Source organism: Streptomyces sp. Je 1-79, assembly GCF_025195125.1.
GTDB lineage: Bacteria > Actinomycetota > Actinomycetes > Streptomycetales > Streptomycetaceae > Streptomyces.
Genome location: NZ_JAMGSL010000004.1, coordinates 422,811 through 439,587 on the forward strand (window position 1 = coordinate 422,811; position 16,777 = coordinate 439,587).

The following is a 16,777-nucleotide window of genomic DNA, read 5'->3' on the forward strand; positions in this document are numbered from 1 at the left end:
GGCCGGTGTCGCTTTTCTCCAATCCCCTCGACTCCCCTTCCTTCCGTCTCGCTCTGCTCGCCGGGCTGTCCAAGAAGATGCTCGGTGCCGGGAGCAAGAACGAGCTCCTCGACCTCATCGACAACGCCCTCTCGGTGCCCGAACCGGGCGGCGACCAGGGCGTGCTGGAGAGCGCGGCACGGCTCTACCACGGCCAGGCCGACCCGGTCGGCGGCGTCTTCGACCAGGTCGACCGGGTGGGCCGTAAGGGCCTTCCGGAGGTGTGGGTCGGCGACACGAGCGTCCGTGCCTCCGACGCGGTGAACGCCGCCGGGCGGGCCGTGGAGCAGATGAGAGAGGCGTTCAAGGACGGCGCGGGGGTGCTGCTGACGCTCGCCGACGCGATCGGCGCCGCGCAGCGCAAGGACGAGCAGGGCCGCGGGCAGTTGCTGGAGCAGAAGAAGCTGCTCGGCGGCAAGGACGGTTTCTTCGACGACCTGCACGAGGACGACGGGGAGGAGTGGGACCGCAAGAACGCCGCCCACTTCGGCTCCTACGCGGTCGACCTGATGCACGACGCCGTCTCGGACGCCCAGGAGGCCACCCGCGTCGCGGCGCGGGACCTGAACAAGTGGGCCGCCGAGGCACGCGCCGGGAAGATGGGGACCAGCGAACTCACCGCCGTCGACAAGCTGATGCTCGCCGACACCGGCATCGCGGGCGCCGACGCCGAACTGAACGAGATCCTCAAGGCCGGCGAGCTGGCGCGCGCGTCGACGCGTATGGACATGCTGAGCCTCGAGGACGAGACGGCGATGGAGCGGATGCTGGCGCGGTCGGACAGCCCGCAGGAGCGGGCCTACCTGATGAAGGCCCTGGCCGCCGGCAACAGCGTCGCCGAGATCGAGGAGTTCCAGGACAAGATCCACGGCAAGGACCCCGACTGGATGCGCCGGCATCTCAGTCCGGTGGTCACCGGCGCGGACAGCATGGACGACGAGGGCCTGGCGCCGAACGGCTCGAACAACAACATGGAATACGCGACGTTCAACGGCCAGCGGTGGGTGCAGGGCGGCGACGGCTCCGAGGGCACCTGTGTCGCCTCGTCCACCGTCACGTCCCGCGCCATGGTCGATCCGCTCTACGCGCTCGAACTCACCGGCGGCCCCGACGGGCAGCAGGACGACCCCGACGCCTTCAAGCAGCGCCTGGTGGCCGAACAGCACCGGCTGCACACCGAAGGCGAGGGCGGCAAGAACTGGACCGGCATGGGCCCCGAGGGGCAGGAGCGGATCAACGACACGACCGTCGGCAGTGCCACCGGCAGTGACTACCAGCGCCAGGACCTGAACAGCGCCGACGACCGCAGGGCTGTCCTCACCGAAGTCGAGAAGTCGGTGGCGGAGGGGCGGCCGGTGCCGGTCGACGTCTCGGGCAAGGACGGCGCCCACGCCATGACCATCATCGCCCAGGAGGGTGACATGCTCCAGGTGTACAACCCCTGGGGCTCGACCACCTGGGTCAGCGAGGACGACTTCATCAACGGTCACATGGGCAAGGCTTCCAACAATGAACTCCCCAATGCGTACAGCGTCTATCTTCCGCGGTAGCAGGGGCGGTGCCGCGATCGCGGCGGCCGCGCTCCTCGCTCTCGCCACGGGCTGCGGCTCGGGTACGGACGAACCGGGCGGCGGCTCACAGAGCCGCACGACGAGCCACCCGGTGAAGGACACCAGCATCAGCGCCGGGCCGGGCGAGCGCTTCTCGCTCACCGTCGACCAGAACGCCTCCACCCGCGAGTACTGGTACCTGGTCGACCCCCAGCCCGACAGCTCGGTACTGGTCAGCCTCGGCAAGGAGTACGCGTCGGACTCCGGCGACACACCGGTGCCCGGCGCCGGCGGCCGGCTGACCTTCACCTTCGAGGCCAAGGGCAAGGGGACCACGCGGTTCACGCTGCTGCACTGCACGTCCACCACGTGTGAGGGCAACGACTCCACCCTGCCCCCCGAGACGACCGGCCCCTCCGCCACCCCGGCGAAGGGGGCGGCCACTCCCTCCCAGGCCCCCGAGCGCATCACCTACACGGTCACCGTCAGCTGAGACGAGATATCCGAGGCCCCACCATGAACGACGACTCCTCCCACCCGCCGGACCGCACGGACGACGAGCTGGCTCAGCTCGAGATCACCGTCCTGCTGCGTTACGGCCTCGCCGCCGAGCCCGGCAGTCGGCGCACCGCCCTGTTCGGCGACGGCGCCGCGGCCGCGGCCGTCATCCTCGACCGCCTGGGCACCGAGCCGCGCTCCGTCGCCTTCCTCGCCGACACCGTGCGCGCCGGCGGACTCGCCCGCGCCGTGGAGCTGCCCGAACCGCTGCCCCGCCGGGAGGCGGCCGTCCTCGTACGGGAGTGGCTGCGCGCCGCCGCCGAACTCGTGGGCGGGCCCGCCGTGGACGACACCGCGGCCACGTGGCTGCGCGCCGTCGCGACCATCATCGAACTGAAGCAGCGGACTCGGTCGCGGGACCGGAGTACATGACCTGAGCAGCCGATCGGGGTCTCTGGCACCAGGCCCTTCCGACCTCATGACGGACGCGCCGTCAGGCAACCCGGCGACCGGTCGGCGTGAGCCCCGCAACACCCCGGGACAGCTGACCGGACATGCGAATCGCTGTAGGCTCCGAAGACCGCCCTTGACCTGCAACAAGCAGGCAGGGAGGTCATGATGGCCGCGAATACCACCGCGCTAGCCCCCGTGGCTCGGGCCGGACTGCTCTTCGCCGCCCAGACAGGCGTCCTGACAGCGCACCCTGATGCCAGCCTGAGCCTCGCGACCCCTCGCGCCATCCCCGCCCAGCCCCGCGACAGCGCACCCACGGCGCTCGCGATCCAGAAAGCGGCCGGCACGCTCGGACGCTGGCTGCCGACCGCCGGCAGCACCGTCACCACCCTGACTCTGCTCGGAGTTCGTCCGTGACCTGCCAGATCCGTGCCGTCGTCCTCTACGGCAAGCAGCCCGACCAGATGGAGATCCTCCCGTTCGAGCTCGGGAAACTGAGCATCGTCACCGGTGATTCCCGCACCGGCAAGACATCGATCGCGACCATCACCGACTACTGCCTAAGGCTTGTCCCGTAAAGGATCTTCAGGCTGGGGCGGGCGAGGCCGGCTGGTGTTCGGTCCGCTTGTCTATCCCCTGAGAGTGAGGTTTGTGCAGGCGAGCGATGCCGCTCATCGCGTGGTGGACACCGTCTCCTTTCAATCGACAGTCGCGAAGGATCTTCCAGGCTTTCATCCGGGCGAAGGCGTGCTCGACTGGGGTACGGACCTGGCGGTGGGAGGCGTTGTGCTCTTCTTTCCAAGCGGGCAGTTCGCTCTGCCCGCGCTCGCGACGGTGCGGGATGACCAGACCGGTGCCCTGGTAGCCGCCGTCAGCGACCACAGTGGTGCGGCCGACTGCGGTTTTGGCGCCGGACAGCTCCCAGGCCTTGCAGTCATTGCGGTTGCCGGGCAGGGGCTGGCCGACCACCACGACGAGGCGGGTGTCGGCGTCGATGACGACTTGGTGATTCGTGGAGTATCGATAGCTCTTCGACTGCTCGGCCACCGTGTGGTCGCGTGTGGGGACCAGGGTTCCGTCCACGATCAGCACAGTGTTCTTGCGGAACCGCTTGCGCGGCCGGAGCGCGAGCAAGGGGCCGAGGTGTCTGATGACGCGGTCGGCCGCGGACTTCGATACCCCGAAGAGCGGGGCAAGCCGGCGCAGCGTCAAGTTTGTCCGCCAGTACCTCGTGACCAGCAGCACTCGGTCCTCCAGCGGCAACCCCCATGGCCGGCCCCGCCGCGCCTCATCGGCCCCCTCACTGGGCAGCGCGGTCACCAGCTTGCCGAAACAGCGCGGGCTCAGCCCAGTGAACGGGGCTATCCAGGACGGGGCCGACGCCGTGATCACTCCAGTCACAGCAAGATCATGACGCCAAGCCGGGGCCCTGCAGCACCACCCCGTTACGGGCCGCCTGGTCAGGTCCTCACTCATAGCTGCACCATGCTCAAAGCACTGCCAGGGCCGGCACGACGATCTGATGAGGAGCAGGGCGTGGGAAGTCTGTTGAAGGGCGTTTCCGGGGTCCGCTGGGGAGAACTACGCGACGCGACGGGCGCCGCGGCTGGCGGTGTCCCCCCTCTGCTGTCCCGGATCGCATACGGGGATCAGGACACGGCCCGCATCGCCATCGATGACCTGGGCGATGCCATCTGTGCTCTGGGGTTTGTCGTTGGCGAGGCGACAGCTCCCACGGTGCCGTTCCTTCTTGAACTGCTCGGGTCCCCGCACGTGGCTTGCAAGGCCGAGTTGCTAGACCTGCTGGGAAGCATCTGCCGGGCCGACCAATGGCATTCTGCCGCTGCGGCAGCGCAGGACAGCAAGCACGACGCGAGCCTCCAGCAGCAACCCGGCTGGGAGGCAGCAGCAAGGACAGCTGTGTACGCAGGTCGGTCAGTCATCGGGGGCGTCGCCTCCTCCGTACGGCCAGAGGAAGGGACGCCTGCTCGGAAGTTGTTGCAGGAGATGGACCGCATCCCGCCGTTCCCGGAGCTATGAGCGGCTATTGCGGGACAACCCTTAGGCAGCGGTAACTACCCGGTAAAGGCCGGCGTCGTCCGCGACTACGTCCAGATCTATGCACTGCAACTGGTGGTGGGGGAGCGGCAACTGTTCACCGCCCGCCCGGCATCCAACAGCACGACCGCCGCCCGCGCCTGTGCCTGCAGTTCCAGCCGGCCGGATCCCCGCCGCCGGCTTTCGACGAACTCGAAGCCGGACGGGCCTTCAAGGACGTCGAACTCCTGCCAGGGGCGGGAGGTGGGCGCACGTGGGGCGCTAGCATCAGTGCGCCCGCTGCTTGACCACCGAGAAGGCGAATTCGCGCGATGGCTGATGACGCATTCCTGTTCCTCCTCCCTCCCCGGCATCCCCGGATCGGGGCGGCCCTGGCCACCGTCGGGGCGCTCGAATGCTCCGAAACCCCGGCCGTGCACGGGTGGTTGCAGGCCCACGGAGTCTCCGCCTCCTCCGAGGAGATCCGGATCCTCCCGGCGGAGGCGGAGATGTTCATCCCGCAGGACGCGGAGCGTCTGCCGGTGCCCCTGAGCGAGGAGGAGACTCTCCGTGTTCAGCAGGAGTGTGCGCCCCAGTCCGTCACGGACATGGAGAGCGAACTGCTCGGCTTCCGGGACGCGACCCAGGAATGGGAGGCTCTCGTGCACCGGGCCCTCACCGCGGGCATCCCCGCGCAGCGCATCGCCCAACTGACCGGCCTGGAACCGCAGGACATCGCTCGCCTGACCGCCTGACCCGCGGGACGTGCACAGACCGGACCGCCGTCGCCCCTCACTCGTGGCGACGGCGGTCCGCGTGCGTCATCAGGGCACTTTCGTTCGGGGCTCCCGGACACCGACGCCGCCGATCGGCTGAGCCGCAGGGGCGTGCATCGGCTGTCATCCGCTCCGTGAACGGGCCAGAGGCGAGAGCGGACGCAGCCGGGGCCGGCCCGTCGATGACGGGCCGGCCCCGGCGTAATCGGACTCCGCGTCAGTGACGGAAGGCGTCCTTGGCCTTCTCCTTGGCCTGGCGCGCGTCGCCCCTGGCCTGTTCGGCGCGGCCCTCGGCCGTCATGCCTTCGTTGCCGACGGCCCGGCCGACGGTCTCCTTGACCTTGCCCTTGGCCTGCTCGGCCTTCGCCGTGGACTTCTGCTCGCCCGACATGGGGACCTCCTCGTGACGTACCGGATTGGTCGTAGGCCCCTTCTGCTCGCCCACGCCGATCCCAAACACCACCCCCACGATCGAAGTCCCGCTGTACTCCGGCCACTGCCCTTCCGTGCAAGGGGCAGCGGCCGATGCTGCTGTGCCTGCCGACGTGGCCAGTCCAGAATGCTGCCGTGACCGCAGACGAACAGAGCGGCATAGCACCGCGTTCATTCCTGGCGTGCGCAACGGAGGTAGCTCGGCTGCTGGACGTCGAAGACCTATCAATGAAGTCGGACGACCGGCCTGCCCGCCACCTCGCCCACGCGGTGCGTAAGCCACTGCTCGAACGTGCATGTCTGCCCGAGGAGCTGTTCGCCCCGTGGATGGCGGCAGCCGTATACGACCCAGATCCCAGCTTCTGCCGCTGGTTCGTCGAACCAGCGGTCTACGCGTTCGGACGCCGCCGAGTGATGGCAGCATTGGTCGATTATCTCCGGTTCGGCACGGATGCTGAGCGAGCGGGTGCCGTGCGGGCCTGGTACTGCGCCCATGTGCCTTTGCGCGCAGATCGATCCCCGGCGTACGGACCCGGTGGGCACGTGATCCAGCTCTGGACGAGTCGCAAGACATCAAGTACGCGTGGCTGGAGGCCTCCATACGGGTGTTCGCCGAGGCCACCGATCTGCGGTTGCGCCACCGCGTCCTGCTGAGCCTGCCCACGTCCCGCGCGGCATACCCACCGCACCTGCACAACTCCTTGAAAGTGCACTCGCATCCGCCCAGGCTCATCCCGACCAGCACATCCGTCGCTGGGCCGCAGCAGCACACCACGACGCAGTGTGAGCCTGGCCGTCACCCCCCGGCAGTTACGGGGCAGCCCTTAGGCCTCGGGGTCGGCGGAAGTGCGTTTGTAGTGACATGAGTACGGATAGGGGTCCCCGCCGTCCGCGCGGACAGTCCCGTCCATCCACAGCTTTCCGTGCTCCAGATAGAACGGCAGAAACTGGTGGTCGTTGTGATTCTTGAAACGAAGCACCAGATAAGGCGTCAGGCCGGGGTCCTTGTTGACCCCATGCCATGTCCCGTCGCTTGAACGGCGTGTCACCTGCGAGTCCGGCCCGGGGCCGTCCCACTGGACCGGAAAGTCCTTGCTGGAGAAGGTGTAGTCGTCGCGTAGCCGGACGATCGGCGATCCGCATTTCCCCTCCCCGTCCCACCGGCCGACCAATTCGGCATGAGTGACGGCCTTCGGGGCGGGGGCGGGTTTGGCTGTCCCGCAGGCGGACGGGGCGAATGCCAACACGGTGGCGGTCGCAAGGCTTGCGCCGATGCGAAATATATCGAATTGCACGCTGTCTGCTTCCCGCCGTTGGATGACGCCCAGTATGCCGGTCGGTGATCCGAAGGAGACGGCCCGGTACGCCAGCTGCAGATCGCGATCTTCCTGTCCGAGTGAGCCGAGGCTCGACAGTTGCCACATCGGCATGCCTGGTGTCACGGTGGCCGGGTTGAGGCGGCAGGAGACTGTCGGTGGCCGGTGGCAGGATCACCGGCATGGGTTTCGTACGAACTACTCCGCCGCGGCCTGTGGATGTGACCGCGGCCTTTCCCGAGCTGGCTCCCCTGGCGCGACCTGCGATGCGGCTGCATCCGCGTCCGGGGTCGCCTTCGGTCAGGGACAGCTCGGTCGGTGGGCCCCTGCTGTGGCCGGCTGAGGAGCCGTGGCCGCACTGCGAAGACGCACATCTGCACGTGGACACCGGATTCCGCCGGTCACCGACCGAAGTGCGGCTCCAGAGACGCATGCAGTCCCGGTGGACCCCTGATGGCCGACCTCCCGCGTTCACGCCCGAAGAGGAAGCGCTCAAGGAGCGCAATGCCGCGTGGCTCGCCGAACGGATCGACGCCGGCCCTCCCTGGCCCGCCGAATGCCCGGTCCCGATGCTGCCCGTGGCTCAGCTCTTCCTGCGTGACATACCCCTGCTGCGGCCGCCGGGGCAGGCCGATCTGCTTCAGATTCTCTGGTGCCCGCACGAGCACGAACCGGACTACAAGCCGGCGACCGCACTGTTCTGGCGGTCGGCCGCGGAGGTCGGCGACATCCTCGCCACACCACCAGAACCGTACGAGGCGGACTATCCGGGTTACGTGCCGGAACGGTGCCTGCTGGCGCCAGAAGCGATCACCGAGTACCCCAACAGCCTGGACCTGAGCCCGGAGCTGCAGCGGATGCTGGAGGACTGGAACAGGTGGCAGGCAGCCGGCGCCGGCCTGGACAGCTCCTACGCGGAGTACCCGCGCGACTTCTACTCCATCCATCTGGGCAACGCACCCGGCTGGAAGGTCGGCGGCTGGCCCCCTTGGGGCCGCACTGATCCGAACCCCCGGTACTGCGTGGTGTGCGAGGTGCAGATGGTCCCGCTACTGACGATCGCTTCCTGGGAGTGGGACGGCGGTGAAGGTCACAGCTGGGCGCCGCGGGAAGACCGGGCCGCCGCCCTCGCCGACTCCCACTACGCGGGTCAGGATCCCTCGCAGCCGACGAGGGTTGAAGTGGGCAGTACGGACAACATGCAGATCTACGTCTGCCCGACCTCCCCCGAACATCCCCACACCGACCTGATCCAATGAACCGTCGGGCCTGTCACACACCCTCCAGACCGCGGTGCTGCCACGCAGCTGAGGCCGTACGGGGTCACGGAGCCGTGCGTGACCCGGCCGTCGAAGGGCGGGGGGCAGAGGGCCGGGGTCGGAAAGGGCCGACGGTCAGACTCCGGGATCCGGCCCGGCCGGCTCTTCCACTCCCGCCCGCACGGCTTCCAGCTGTGCGGCGAACGCGACGCCGAGGAAGAGGGCCAGCGACGTCAGGTACGACCACAGCAGCAACGCCATGACCGCGCTGAGCGGCCCGTACACACTGGTGAAGGAACTGCTCGCCCCGACGTAGAGGCTCAGCCCCCAGGTCGCCGCGTTCCACAGCACCAGGTACAGGATCGCGCCGAAGGCCAGCCATGTGTAGCCGGGCTGGTCCCGGCGCGGGGAGAGCCGGAAGATCGCGCTGGTGGCCAGCACGGCCAGCAGCACTCCCGCCGGCCAACGCACCACTTCCCAGGCGCGGGTGGCGCCCGGCCCGAGACCGTAGACGTCCGCGAACGCCTGGGTCAGATCGGAGCCGAGGACGGTGAGGAGGAAACTCAGCCCCAGGGGCAACCCGGCCAGCACGGCCATCACCGTCCCCCGGAGGTATTTGCGCAGGAAAGGCCGGTCCCGTTCGACGCCGTAGATGCGGTTGGCGCCGCGTTCGACCTGGCACAGGCTGGTCGTGACATTGACAAGCGAGAAGAGCAGCCCCAGCCAGAGCGCCGCCTCACCCCCGTCGCCCGCGTGCCGGCGGCTCAGGCTCAGCGCCTCGTCGACCATCTCCTGGCTGGGGCCGCTGGTGATCCGACGGATGGTCAGCTCGGCGACACGGCCGATGCCCTCCGTGTGCAGCACCCCGGAGAGGCCGATCGCCACGATGGCCAGTGGTACGAGGGAGAGCACGGTCTGCAGCGCCAGGGCGCGCGAGTGAGTGAAGCCGTCGGCGTAACGGAAACGTATGAACGAGTCCCTCGCCAGGCTCCACCCCCCGTACCGGCGTAGAGCGGTCCACGCCTCGTCACCGGACAGTTCGTCCCCGACGACGTCACGTCGCTGCGGTACGCGTGTGGCGGTGCCCATCATCGTCCTTTCCGTGCAGCCGACGATCGCGTCACATCGACGTCCGCTCGCGGGGCGAGTGTGCCCCGGACGTCGCCGATCCACCGCCCGCGCCGTCGAGCGGGGTCGGGTCCGGCCCGCAGCCCGCCAGGGCCACCGGCCTCCTCACCGAGTGCCGTACCAAGCACCGCCTCGGACGGTCGCGGACGGCCGGGGCGGTCCTCGGCGGGGGAGCGGGCCGACAGTACGACCCACCCCACGAGCAGGAGCGTCAGGGTGCCGTTGAGCAGACCGCCCAGGACGTCGGTGGGATAGTGCATGCCACGGTGGATCCGGGACACCCCCACGGCTGCGGGAACCAGGAGCAGCACGGTCGATGCGTACCGCCACGGCCCGCGGGCACGAGCGAGCGCCAGTACGACCCATCCGCCGTACAGGGCGACGGAGGCACCCACATGCCCCGAGGGGAAGCTCGACGTCGGCGGCGCCGTGTCCAAGGGAGCAACCCCTGGGCGCGGCCGCTGCACCCAGGCGGTGACGGCGAGAAAGACCGCCGACTGCAGAGCGACCGCGGCCCCCAGGAACCCGGCCTCACGCCACCATCGCCCGCCCGACAACAGCAGCAGCGCCACGAGGGACGCCAGCGTCACGCCGACGACCGTCTCCGTGCGGGCCAGTGCCGACAACCACTGAGACACCACGTCGAGCCGGTCCCCGCGGTACGCCACCGCCTCACGCATGGCGCGCAGCTCCATGGACTCCAGCCGAGTGTTCGTCCCGGCAGACGTCACGGCGAGTCCCGCCCCCACCATCAAAGTCGTCTGCACCGGCACCAGCGCCGCGAGCCGGCAGAACCTCGCACCCGAACCCCACCCCGTCGTCATGACACTCTGGTTGCCCGGCCACCGCCGGATGATGTGCCGATCCCCGCCGCGCATCCTTCTCGCCCACGGGCACGTCGACCGGTCTCCGGGAGAAATGCCGTACGCGCTCCGATGGTTCTCGCCGTCCGGGGTACACGGGCCGGCATGGCACCGACGACTGATCACCTCACGTCCTTGCGGGCCGCGCGGCAACTGCGCCGGGTCCGTACCTTCTACGCGGCAGGCTTCCTTTTGTGGGCGGCCGCGGCGGTGTGGACGGGACGGGCGCATCCCGGGAGCCGGCAGATGTGGGTCTCCGTGCTTCTCTCGGTGATCTTCGCCGCCCTGCTGGGCGCGGCCTCCCATTGGCTCCGCCGCCTTCGACCGGAAACCGGCCGCGAGCCGGCCCATCACGCGGCGCCGCGCCACGCAACCGCTCCGCGACCCGCCCTCGTTCCACGAATGACGGCTGCGCCCCGAAAGGCAGCGCGTCCCCGACAGACAGCGGCTCCGCGACAGGCAGCGGCTCCGCGGCACGCCGGCGCCTGATGCGCCCGCTCGCCGCGTCGGTCGCCCCGGCGCGGCCCGAGGCGGTTCTTCGCGTCCCTCATCCTCCTTCTGCGGGTGGCCCGTTGGAGTTCTCCATACGTCGCAGGCGAGGCGCCGGAGGGCGGGGGCGTTACTGAGGGCTCAGTGCCGCACGAACGGCAGATCCCCCGGCTGCACCCGCTCGCGCGGACCCGCCGCCTGCAGCACCACGTCCAGCACCCGTGCCGGGTCAGCGGCGTACGCGTGGGAGAACCACGCCATGTTGGCCTCCACCACGGCCCACCGGTGGCCGGGGCGGTACGGGTCGCGCAGCTGTCCGACGTCCACGACGACGGCGCTCGGCAGGGCGGGGCCGGCCGAGGCGACCAGGCGGTCGACGAACTCGGCGATCTCCTCGGCGATGGCCCCGTGGCTGTCGAGCGGACGTGGGTCGAGCCGGCCGAACACCGCGTACCGGCTGCCCGCGGCGATCCGTCCGTCGAGCAGGAACATCCGGTACTCGGCGGCGAAGGTCACCACCTCGGAGAGCAGCACCGGTGTCGCCGGGTCCAGATCGGCGGGCAGCCGGGAGCCATCGGCGTAGACGTCCGCCGGGAAGGACTTGTCACGCGGCGGCTTGACGAACATCGGCCGCTCGACCGCCCACGCGTCGGCGACAGTGGCCGCACGGACCTCGCGACCGGTGAACTCCTCCGGCAGCTCGGCAAGCCAGTCGTCCGCCGGTTCGAGCAACGCGAACCCGAGCCGTCCGGCCAGCCGCGCCCCCGCCGCCGGCCCGCCGTACCAGTGGGCCGGTCCCACCGCCGCGCCGGTCTCCTCCGCCGCCAGGACCACCATCCCCCGCGCCGCGGCCTCAACGGCCAACAGCTCCATCGTCGACGTCCGCCGCCCGGGCATGACCAGCACCGCTTCCTCCTCCGAACACGTGCAAAGCCGCCACGCTAGACCTGTCCCCTCCCAGCCGCACGCGAGTATCCGGGCCCGCGGAGCAGGTGCGACACACGCTCGCGCACGGACCGAGTGTTCGTCACAAGACAGGGGCTGATCGACCCTTCGGCAGCCGGCGGCTCCCGCCCCTCGGGCCGGACGATGAAGTCGTCGGATCGTCCACCCCCGTCGGGCTCAACGGAGGGTTCACCGCAGGGCTTCACCGGAGGGGGCCGCCCGGGGGAGACGGGATCTGGACATTCCCCGTCGGCCCCGGTCGGCCCCGCACCCCGTCGGCCTGCGCACCGGTCGTACGCAGGAAGCGGTTCCGGCCCCGGCGCCCCGGAGTGCGCCCCCTGTGCGCCCGGTGCCGCGTTCTTGCGAGGGAGACAAGGGCAGAGGGGTGAGGGGCTGATCGCGGCATGCCCTGCGGGTATGCCGCAGACCGAAGGGGTGGGGAATGGTACGGGTGACGGTGGTGTACGAGGCGCAGCTCCTGCGTGCCGCGCTGGTGGATCTGCTGCGGTCGGACGCCGGGGTCGTGGTCGTCTCCTCGATGTCCCAATGGCCACAGGAGCCGGAGTCCGTCGCATCGGCGCCGGACGTGTTCGTCGCCGACGCCGAGTGTCTGCCGCCCTCCGGGGCGGAGCCCGACAGCGCCGTCGCATCGGTATCGGCGTCACTCTCTGCGGGCGGTTCGGCCCTGCTGGCGCTGGTCCCCGCGCAGCGGCCCGGTGTGCTGCGCCGGGCGCACGCGGCGGGGGCGACCGGTTTCGTCGACAAGAACGGTTCGAAGAGCCGATTACTCCATGCCCTGCACCGTGTCGCCAAGGGTGAACGTTTCATCGACGACGGGCTCGCCCTCGGGTTCCTCCAGGCCGCCGAGATGCCTCTCACCCGGCGTGAGCTGAGCGTCCTCTCGCTGGCGGCCAAGGGAGCGCCCGTCGGTGAGATCGCCGCGACGCTGTACCTCTCCAAGGGAACCGTCCGGAACTACATGGCGAGCGTCATCCGCAAGGTCGGCGCACGCAACCGGGTGGACGCCATCCGGATCGCCCAGGGGGCCGGGTGGACCTGACCGCCGCCGCGTGACGTCTCCGCGGGCGCGGTCCCTGTTCAGTGCCGGACGTTCCAGTGCCCCACCAGATCGCGGTAGAGAGCCGACCGTACGAGCAGGTCCTCGTGCGTGCCGCACTGGACGCGGGTGCCGTCGAGGACGAGGATCCGGTCCGCGCGCAACGCCGACGACAGCCGGTGGGCGACGACGACCAACGTCCCGGGCCGGGCGCGCAGGGCGTGTTCGGCGGTGGCCTCCGCGACGGGGTCCACGTGACAGGTCGCCTCGTCGAGCAGCAGCAGCGGGGCCGGGGACAGGTGGGCGCGCGCGAGGGCGACCAGCTGCCGTTCGCCGAGGGACAGGGCCTCCGGCCGCAGCGGTCGGTCGAGCCCGCCGACGCGGTCGACGAGCGGTTCCAGCCCGAGGGCCCGTACGGCGTCGTCGACGTCGGACGGGCCCGCGTCGGGCCGCAGATAGCGGAGGTTGTCCCGCAGAGTGCCCGTGAAGACGTACGCCTCCTGCGGGATCAGTACCCGCAGGGCGGCGAGTTCGGCCGGCGGGTACTGACCGGCGGGGCGGCCGGAGAGGCACACGTCGCCCCGATCCGGCGTCAGCAGGCCTGCCGCGACCTGCAGGAGGGTCGACTTCCCGATGCCGCTCGGGCCGACGACCGCGATGTGCTCCCCGTCCTCGACGGTCAGGTCCAGAGCGTCGAGGACGGCACGGGCGCCGGGACCGTACGCGGCTCGCACGCGGCGCAGCTCCAGGGCCGCCGTCGCCCGATCCTCCGGGCCCTGCCCGCGCGCGGGGGGCGTGGCGGAGGGGGACGGGAGGGCGGGTGGTGATCCGGGGAGCGGACTGGTGAGCCGGTCGAGGATGACGAAGAGACGCGCCCCCGCGGCCCCCAGGACGGTCATGAGCGTGTGCAGGGCCGGCAGCAGCGCCTGGAGGACGTAGGTGAGCGCACCCACGAAGGCGCCCGCCGTGAGGCCCTGGCGAAGGAGCCACGGGGTCGCCGCCAGGAGCAGGAACACGGGCAACTGGCCCGCCGTCGCCACGGACAGCGTACGGACCGCCGCCCAGCGGGCCATGGCGCGCTGGGCGGCGGCGGCCTCCTCGGTCGCACGGCGGTTCCGGGCGGCGGTCGGCTCCTGGGTGCCGCAGGCGACGATGTCGCGCAGGGCGGCACGGGTGATCTCCGCGCGCCGTCCCACGGCCTCGTCCGCGTCGAGGTAGCGGTGCTGGGCTCGCGCCATGGGCCGCAGGGTGGCGGTGAACAGGATGAGTCCCAGGACGAGCGGCGGAAGGACGACGAGGAGGAACTGCGGCGCGAGGGACACGAGGCCGACGAGGGCTCCGGCGGCGACGAAGACGAAGGAGCGGGCGGCGAGGACCAGCCCGGCGAAGCTGTCCCGGGCGATCTCCGTCTGGCTCGTCAGGCGTGACACCGCGGTCGTGTCCACGGCTCCACCCCGGGCGGTGGCAGCGCGTAGTGCGCGCGCGACCGACCGCCGAACCAGGTGGTCGCGCAACGGTTCCGTGAGATGCGGGAGTTGGGCGAAGACGCCCCGGACGACCGGCGCGCCGAGCAGGATGGCCACGGCGGCTCCCACGAGCCAGAGAAGGCCGGTGGCGGTGGCACCCCGCAGGAATCCGTCGTCCAACGACCGGGCCACGCAGAACCCGCCGAGGAACGTCTGCGCGGATTCGGCCGCGGACCATGCCGCCAGTTTGGCCAGGACGCGCTTGCGGCGGCCGAGGAACCCGCGTGCCGAAGCCATGACCCGCCGGGACGTCCCCTCGACGGCCGGGGCGGGTTCGACGGTGGCTGCTGCCGGCCGGGGACCTCCCGTGGCCGACCCGAGCTCTCCCGCTGCCGGTCGGGGTCGTCCCGTAGCCGGCGGCGGCTTCGGATCCGTCGTCCGTCCCGCGTCCGCTCCCGGGTTCACTCGCCGCTCCCGAGGCCGTCGCGGGCGGACTGCCCGGCGGGACGCGTGTCCTGTCGGGCGGCTCGCCCGGCAGGGCGGGTGCCCGTCGCGACCACGGGGTCAGGAGTGGACGGCGTCCCCGGGGCGGCAGGCGCCCCCGCCCCCGTGCCGGCAGTCCTCGCCTCGGCCCCGCCCCCCACCGAGGCGACCGTCCCCGTGGGCACCGCAGACGCTTCGGTCAGGAACACGGCGCGGTAGTCCGGGTCCTCCCACAGCAGGTGGTGCGGTGCGCATCTCCGCACCCGTCCGGCCTCGAGCCAGACCACCCGGTCCGCACGGGCCGCCGTGGAGACCCGGTGAGCCACGATGAGCTTGGTGCACGGCCGCAGCGACGTGGCGAGGGCGAGCTCCACCTGCCGTTCGGTCGCCGTGTCGAGGCTCGACGTCGCGTCGTCCAGGATCATCAGCCGCCCGGCACCGATGAACGCCCGTGCCAGGCCGAGTCGTTGACTCTCGCCGCCGGAGAGCGGCGCGTCGTCGAGGGGTGTGTCGTACCCCAGTGGCAGCAGGCGGATGAAGGTGTCGGCGCTCGCGGCCCTGGCGGCGTGTCCGACTTCCTCCGCCACGGCTTCGGCCGTAGCCGTAGCCCGGCCCTGTGCGGGCCCGAGCCCCGTGGCGATCGCGGAGCGGACCGTGGCGGCGGCACCGCTGTCGAATACGGGACGCGCGAAGGCGTAGGCCGTCGACCCGCGCAGTTCCGCGCGGCCCAGCTCGGCCAGGTCGACCCCGTCCAGGAGGACGCGCCCTTCGTCGGGGTCGGTCAGCCGGCCCGCGACGGCGGCCAGCGTGGACTTGCCGGCGCCGGAACAGCCCACGACGGCGACCGTCGCCCCGCCGTCGATCGTGAGCGTCACGTCCGTGAGCAGTGGGACGCCGTCGCGTACCACTCCCACCCCCCTCAGTTCCAGTTCGCCGGGCCTGTCGGCCGGCAGGGCGGCGGAACCGTGGGCCATCGGCGGGAGGTCGGCCAGAGCGGCCGTGCGGCGGCCCGCGTTGCGGGCCCGGACCAGCGTGCCGAGCGGTGCCGCGATGCCTCCGATGCCGGCGGCGAGGGCGGCGTACCGCGAGGCGGCGAGCAGGTCGCCGATGCTGAGGTCCCCCGCGGCCAGTCTGGCCCCCGCCACCGCCACGACCGCCGTGGTGAGCAACGGGAGCAGGACGCCGCTGCGGGCCACGGCGCGGCCGTGGACGAGCCACATGCGCGTTCCGTGCCGCGCCATGTCCTCCAGCGGGGCGAGGATGCGTTCCTCCTCGCGGCGTGCCGTGTGCGCGGCGGCAATGGTCTGCGCACCGCTCAGCGCCTCGGTCAGGCGCGCGGCGATGGTGCCCTGCGCCTGCTGGTAGCGGCCGACCGAGTCGGACGACTGGTGCGCGAACGTACGCAGCAACAGCAGGAGCAGCGGCAGGCCGGCCGCGAAGACGGCGGCGGTCCAGGGGTCGATCAGGGCCAGCGCGACGAGGGCGCCGGCCGGGACGAGGACGGAGGACCCCGATGTCGTGAGGGCCGCCGGTGCGGCGCCGCTGTCCGTGGCGTTGACGCACAGCCGGGCGGCGACGTCGCCGCCCGAGAGGGGCGCGGCCCGGTGAGGGGCGGTGCCGAGCAGACCGTTCAGTGCGCGGAGGCGGACCCAGGCGGTGGCGCGGGCGGTGGTGAGCTGGGTCAGCAGGACCGCGGCGGTCTCGAGCAGGACTTCCGCGGCGAGCAGTACGGCGGCCCATGCCAGCCACGTACCCGCGCCGGGTCGTTGGTGCAGGAGCAGGTCGAGCGCGCGGCCGGCGACGGCGGGGACGGCGAGCGCGCAGGCCGCACCGGCGACCGAGCAGACGAGCAGCACCGCCGCGCTGCCCGCGGTGTGCCGTACGGCGCCGCGCAGCAGCCGGTCGGACCCGGTCGGCGAGGCCATCCGATGCCCTTTCTCCTGGCGGGTACGGCAGGGGTACGGCGGGTACGGCGAGAGCGGTGAG

16 protein-coding genes and 1 pseudogene are annotated in these 16,777 nt (G+C 71.2%); 9 read left to right on the plus strand and 8 right to left on the minus strand.

Annotation, left to right across the window (positions count from 1 at the left end):
* Positions 1–5 precede the first annotated feature (5 nt).
* The 5 genes from M5362_RS09830 to M5362_RS09850 all read left to right on the plus strand — a co-directional run bounded on the left by M5362_RS09830 (position 6) and on the right by M5362_RS09850 (position 3,118).
* Complete coding sequence (locus M5362_RS09830) at positions 6–1,589, plus strand: peptidoglycan-binding protein (protein ID WP_260226995.1); 1,584 nt, start codon at positions 6–8, stop codon at positions 1,587–1,589.
* Complete coding sequence (locus M5362_RS09835; RefSeq protein ID WP_260226996.1) at positions 1,561–2,082, plus strand: protease inhibitor I42 family protein; 522 nt, start codon at positions 1,561–1,563, stop codon at positions 2,080–2,082. Before M5362_RS09830 ends, M5362_RS09835 begins: the two co-directional genes overlap by 29 nt.
* A 23-nt stretch (positions 2,083–2,105) precedes the next feature.
* On the plus strand, positions 2,106–2,519 hold the full coding sequence (locus M5362_RS09840) for a hypothetical protein (RefSeq protein WP_260226997.1): 414 nt from the start codon (positions 2,106–2,108) through the stop codon (positions 2,517–2,519).
* 186 nt (positions 2,520–2,705) lie between these two features.
* Complete coding sequence (locus M5362_RS09845; protein WP_260226998.1) at positions 2,706–2,957, plus strand: three component ABC system middle component; 252 nt, start codon at positions 2,706–2,708, stop codon at positions 2,955–2,957.
* Positions 2,954–3,118 (plus strand): hypothetical protein, encoded by a 165-nt coding sequence (locus M5362_RS09850; protein WP_260226999.1) that lies wholly within the window; start codon positions 2,954–2,956, stop codon positions 3,116–3,118. Before M5362_RS09845 ends, M5362_RS09850 begins: the two co-directional genes overlap by 4 nt.
* Positions 3,119–3,169: 51 nt before the next feature.
* Here the strand turns inward: M5362_RS09850 and M5362_RS09855 are convergent.
* Positions 3,170–3,941: pseudogene (locus tag M5362_RS09855) on the minus strand (transposase).
* A gap of 84 nt (positions 3,942–4,025) precedes the next feature.
* Here M5362_RS09855 and M5362_RS09860 point away from each other — a divergent pair.
* Positions 4,026–4,580, plus strand: coding sequence for a hypothetical protein (locus M5362_RS09860; RefSeq protein WP_260227001.1), 555 nt, complete (start codon positions 4,026–4,028; stop codon positions 4,578–4,580).
* A 329-nt stretch (positions 4,581–4,909) separates the two neighbouring features.
* Positions 4,910–5,332 (plus strand): DUF6003 family protein, encoded by a 423-nt coding sequence (locus tag M5362_RS09865; RefSeq protein WP_260227002.1) that lies wholly within the window; start codon positions 4,910–4,912, stop codon positions 5,330–5,332.
* 238 nt (positions 5,333–5,570) lie between these two features.
* Here the strand turns inward: M5362_RS09865 and M5362_RS09870 are convergent, their stop codons facing one another.
* Both M5362_RS09870 and M5362_RS09875 read right to left on the minus strand, forming a co-directional pair.
* Positions 5,571–5,744 carry a CsbD family protein gene (locus tag M5362_RS09870; RefSeq protein ID WP_260227003.1) on the minus strand — a complete coding sequence of 58 codons (174 nt, stop codon included), beginning with the start codon at positions 5,742–5,744 and terminating at the stop codon, positions 5,571–5,573.
* 865 nt (positions 5,745–6,609) lie between these two features.
* The gene (locus tag M5362_RS09875) at positions 6,610–7,215 is read right to left on the minus strand and encodes a hypothetical protein (protein ID WP_260227004.1); all 606 of its coding nucleotides are present in this window, start codon (positions 7,213–7,215) and stop codon (positions 6,610–6,612) included.
* A 68-nt stretch (positions 7,216–7,283) separates the two neighbouring features.
* On the opposite strand from M5362_RS09875, the gene M5362_RS09880 reads away from it, so the two are divergent.
* Positions 7,284–8,360: a hypothetical protein gene (locus tag M5362_RS09880; RefSeq protein WP_260227005.1), complete on the plus strand. Its 1,077-nt coding sequence runs from the start codon at positions 7,284–7,286 to the stop codon at positions 8,358–8,360.
* A 135-nt stretch (positions 8,361–8,495) separates the two neighbouring features.
* Here M5362_RS09880 and M5362_RS09885 read toward each other — a convergent pair whose 3' ends face one another.
* The 3 genes from M5362_RS09885 to M5362_RS09900 all read right to left on the minus strand — a co-directional run bounded on the left by M5362_RS09885 (position 8,496) and on the right by M5362_RS09900 (position 11,713).
* Positions 8,496–9,449: a YihY/virulence factor BrkB family protein gene (locus tag M5362_RS09885; protein WP_260227006.1), complete on the minus strand. Its 954-nt coding sequence runs from the start codon at positions 9,447–9,449 to the stop codon at positions 8,496–8,498.
* Positions 9,449–10,183, minus strand: a complete 735-nt coding sequence (locus tag M5362_RS09890; protein ID WP_260227007.1) for a phosphatase PAP2 family protein — start codon at positions 10,181–10,183, stop codon at positions 9,449–9,451. Before M5362_RS09890 ends, M5362_RS09885 begins: the two co-directional genes overlap by 1 nt.
* A 798-nt stretch (positions 10,184–10,981) precedes the next feature.
* On the minus strand, positions 10,982–11,713 hold the full coding sequence (locus M5362_RS09900; protein ID WP_308354864.1) for an ATP-grasp domain-containing protein: 732 nt from the start codon (positions 11,711–11,713) through the stop codon (positions 10,982–10,984).
* A 514-nt stretch (positions 11,714–12,227) separates the two neighbouring features.
* Between M5362_RS09900 and M5362_RS09905 the strand changes: the two genes are divergently transcribed.
* Positions 12,228–12,845: a DNA-binding response regulator gene (locus M5362_RS09905; protein WP_260227008.1), complete on the plus strand. Its 618-nt coding sequence runs from the start codon at positions 12,228–12,230 to the stop codon at positions 12,843–12,845.
* Positions 12,846–12,883: 38 nt separating this feature from the next.
* Here M5362_RS09905 and M5362_RS09910 read toward each other — a convergent pair whose 3' ends face one another.
* Both M5362_RS09910 and M5362_RS09915 read right to left on the minus strand, forming a co-directional pair.
* Positions 12,884–14,605, minus strand: a complete 1,722-nt coding sequence (locus tag M5362_RS09910; protein WP_260227009.1) for an ABC transporter ATP-binding protein — start codon at positions 14,603–14,605, stop codon at positions 12,884–12,886.
* Positions 14,606–14,769: 164 nt separating this feature from the next.
* Positions 14,770–16,716 carry an ABC transporter ATP-binding protein gene (locus tag M5362_RS09915; RefSeq protein ID WP_260227010.1) on the minus strand — a complete coding sequence of 649 codons (1,947 nt, stop codon included), beginning with the start codon at positions 16,714–16,716 and terminating at the stop codon, positions 14,770–14,772.
* Positions 16,717–16,777: the final 61 nt, after the last annotated feature.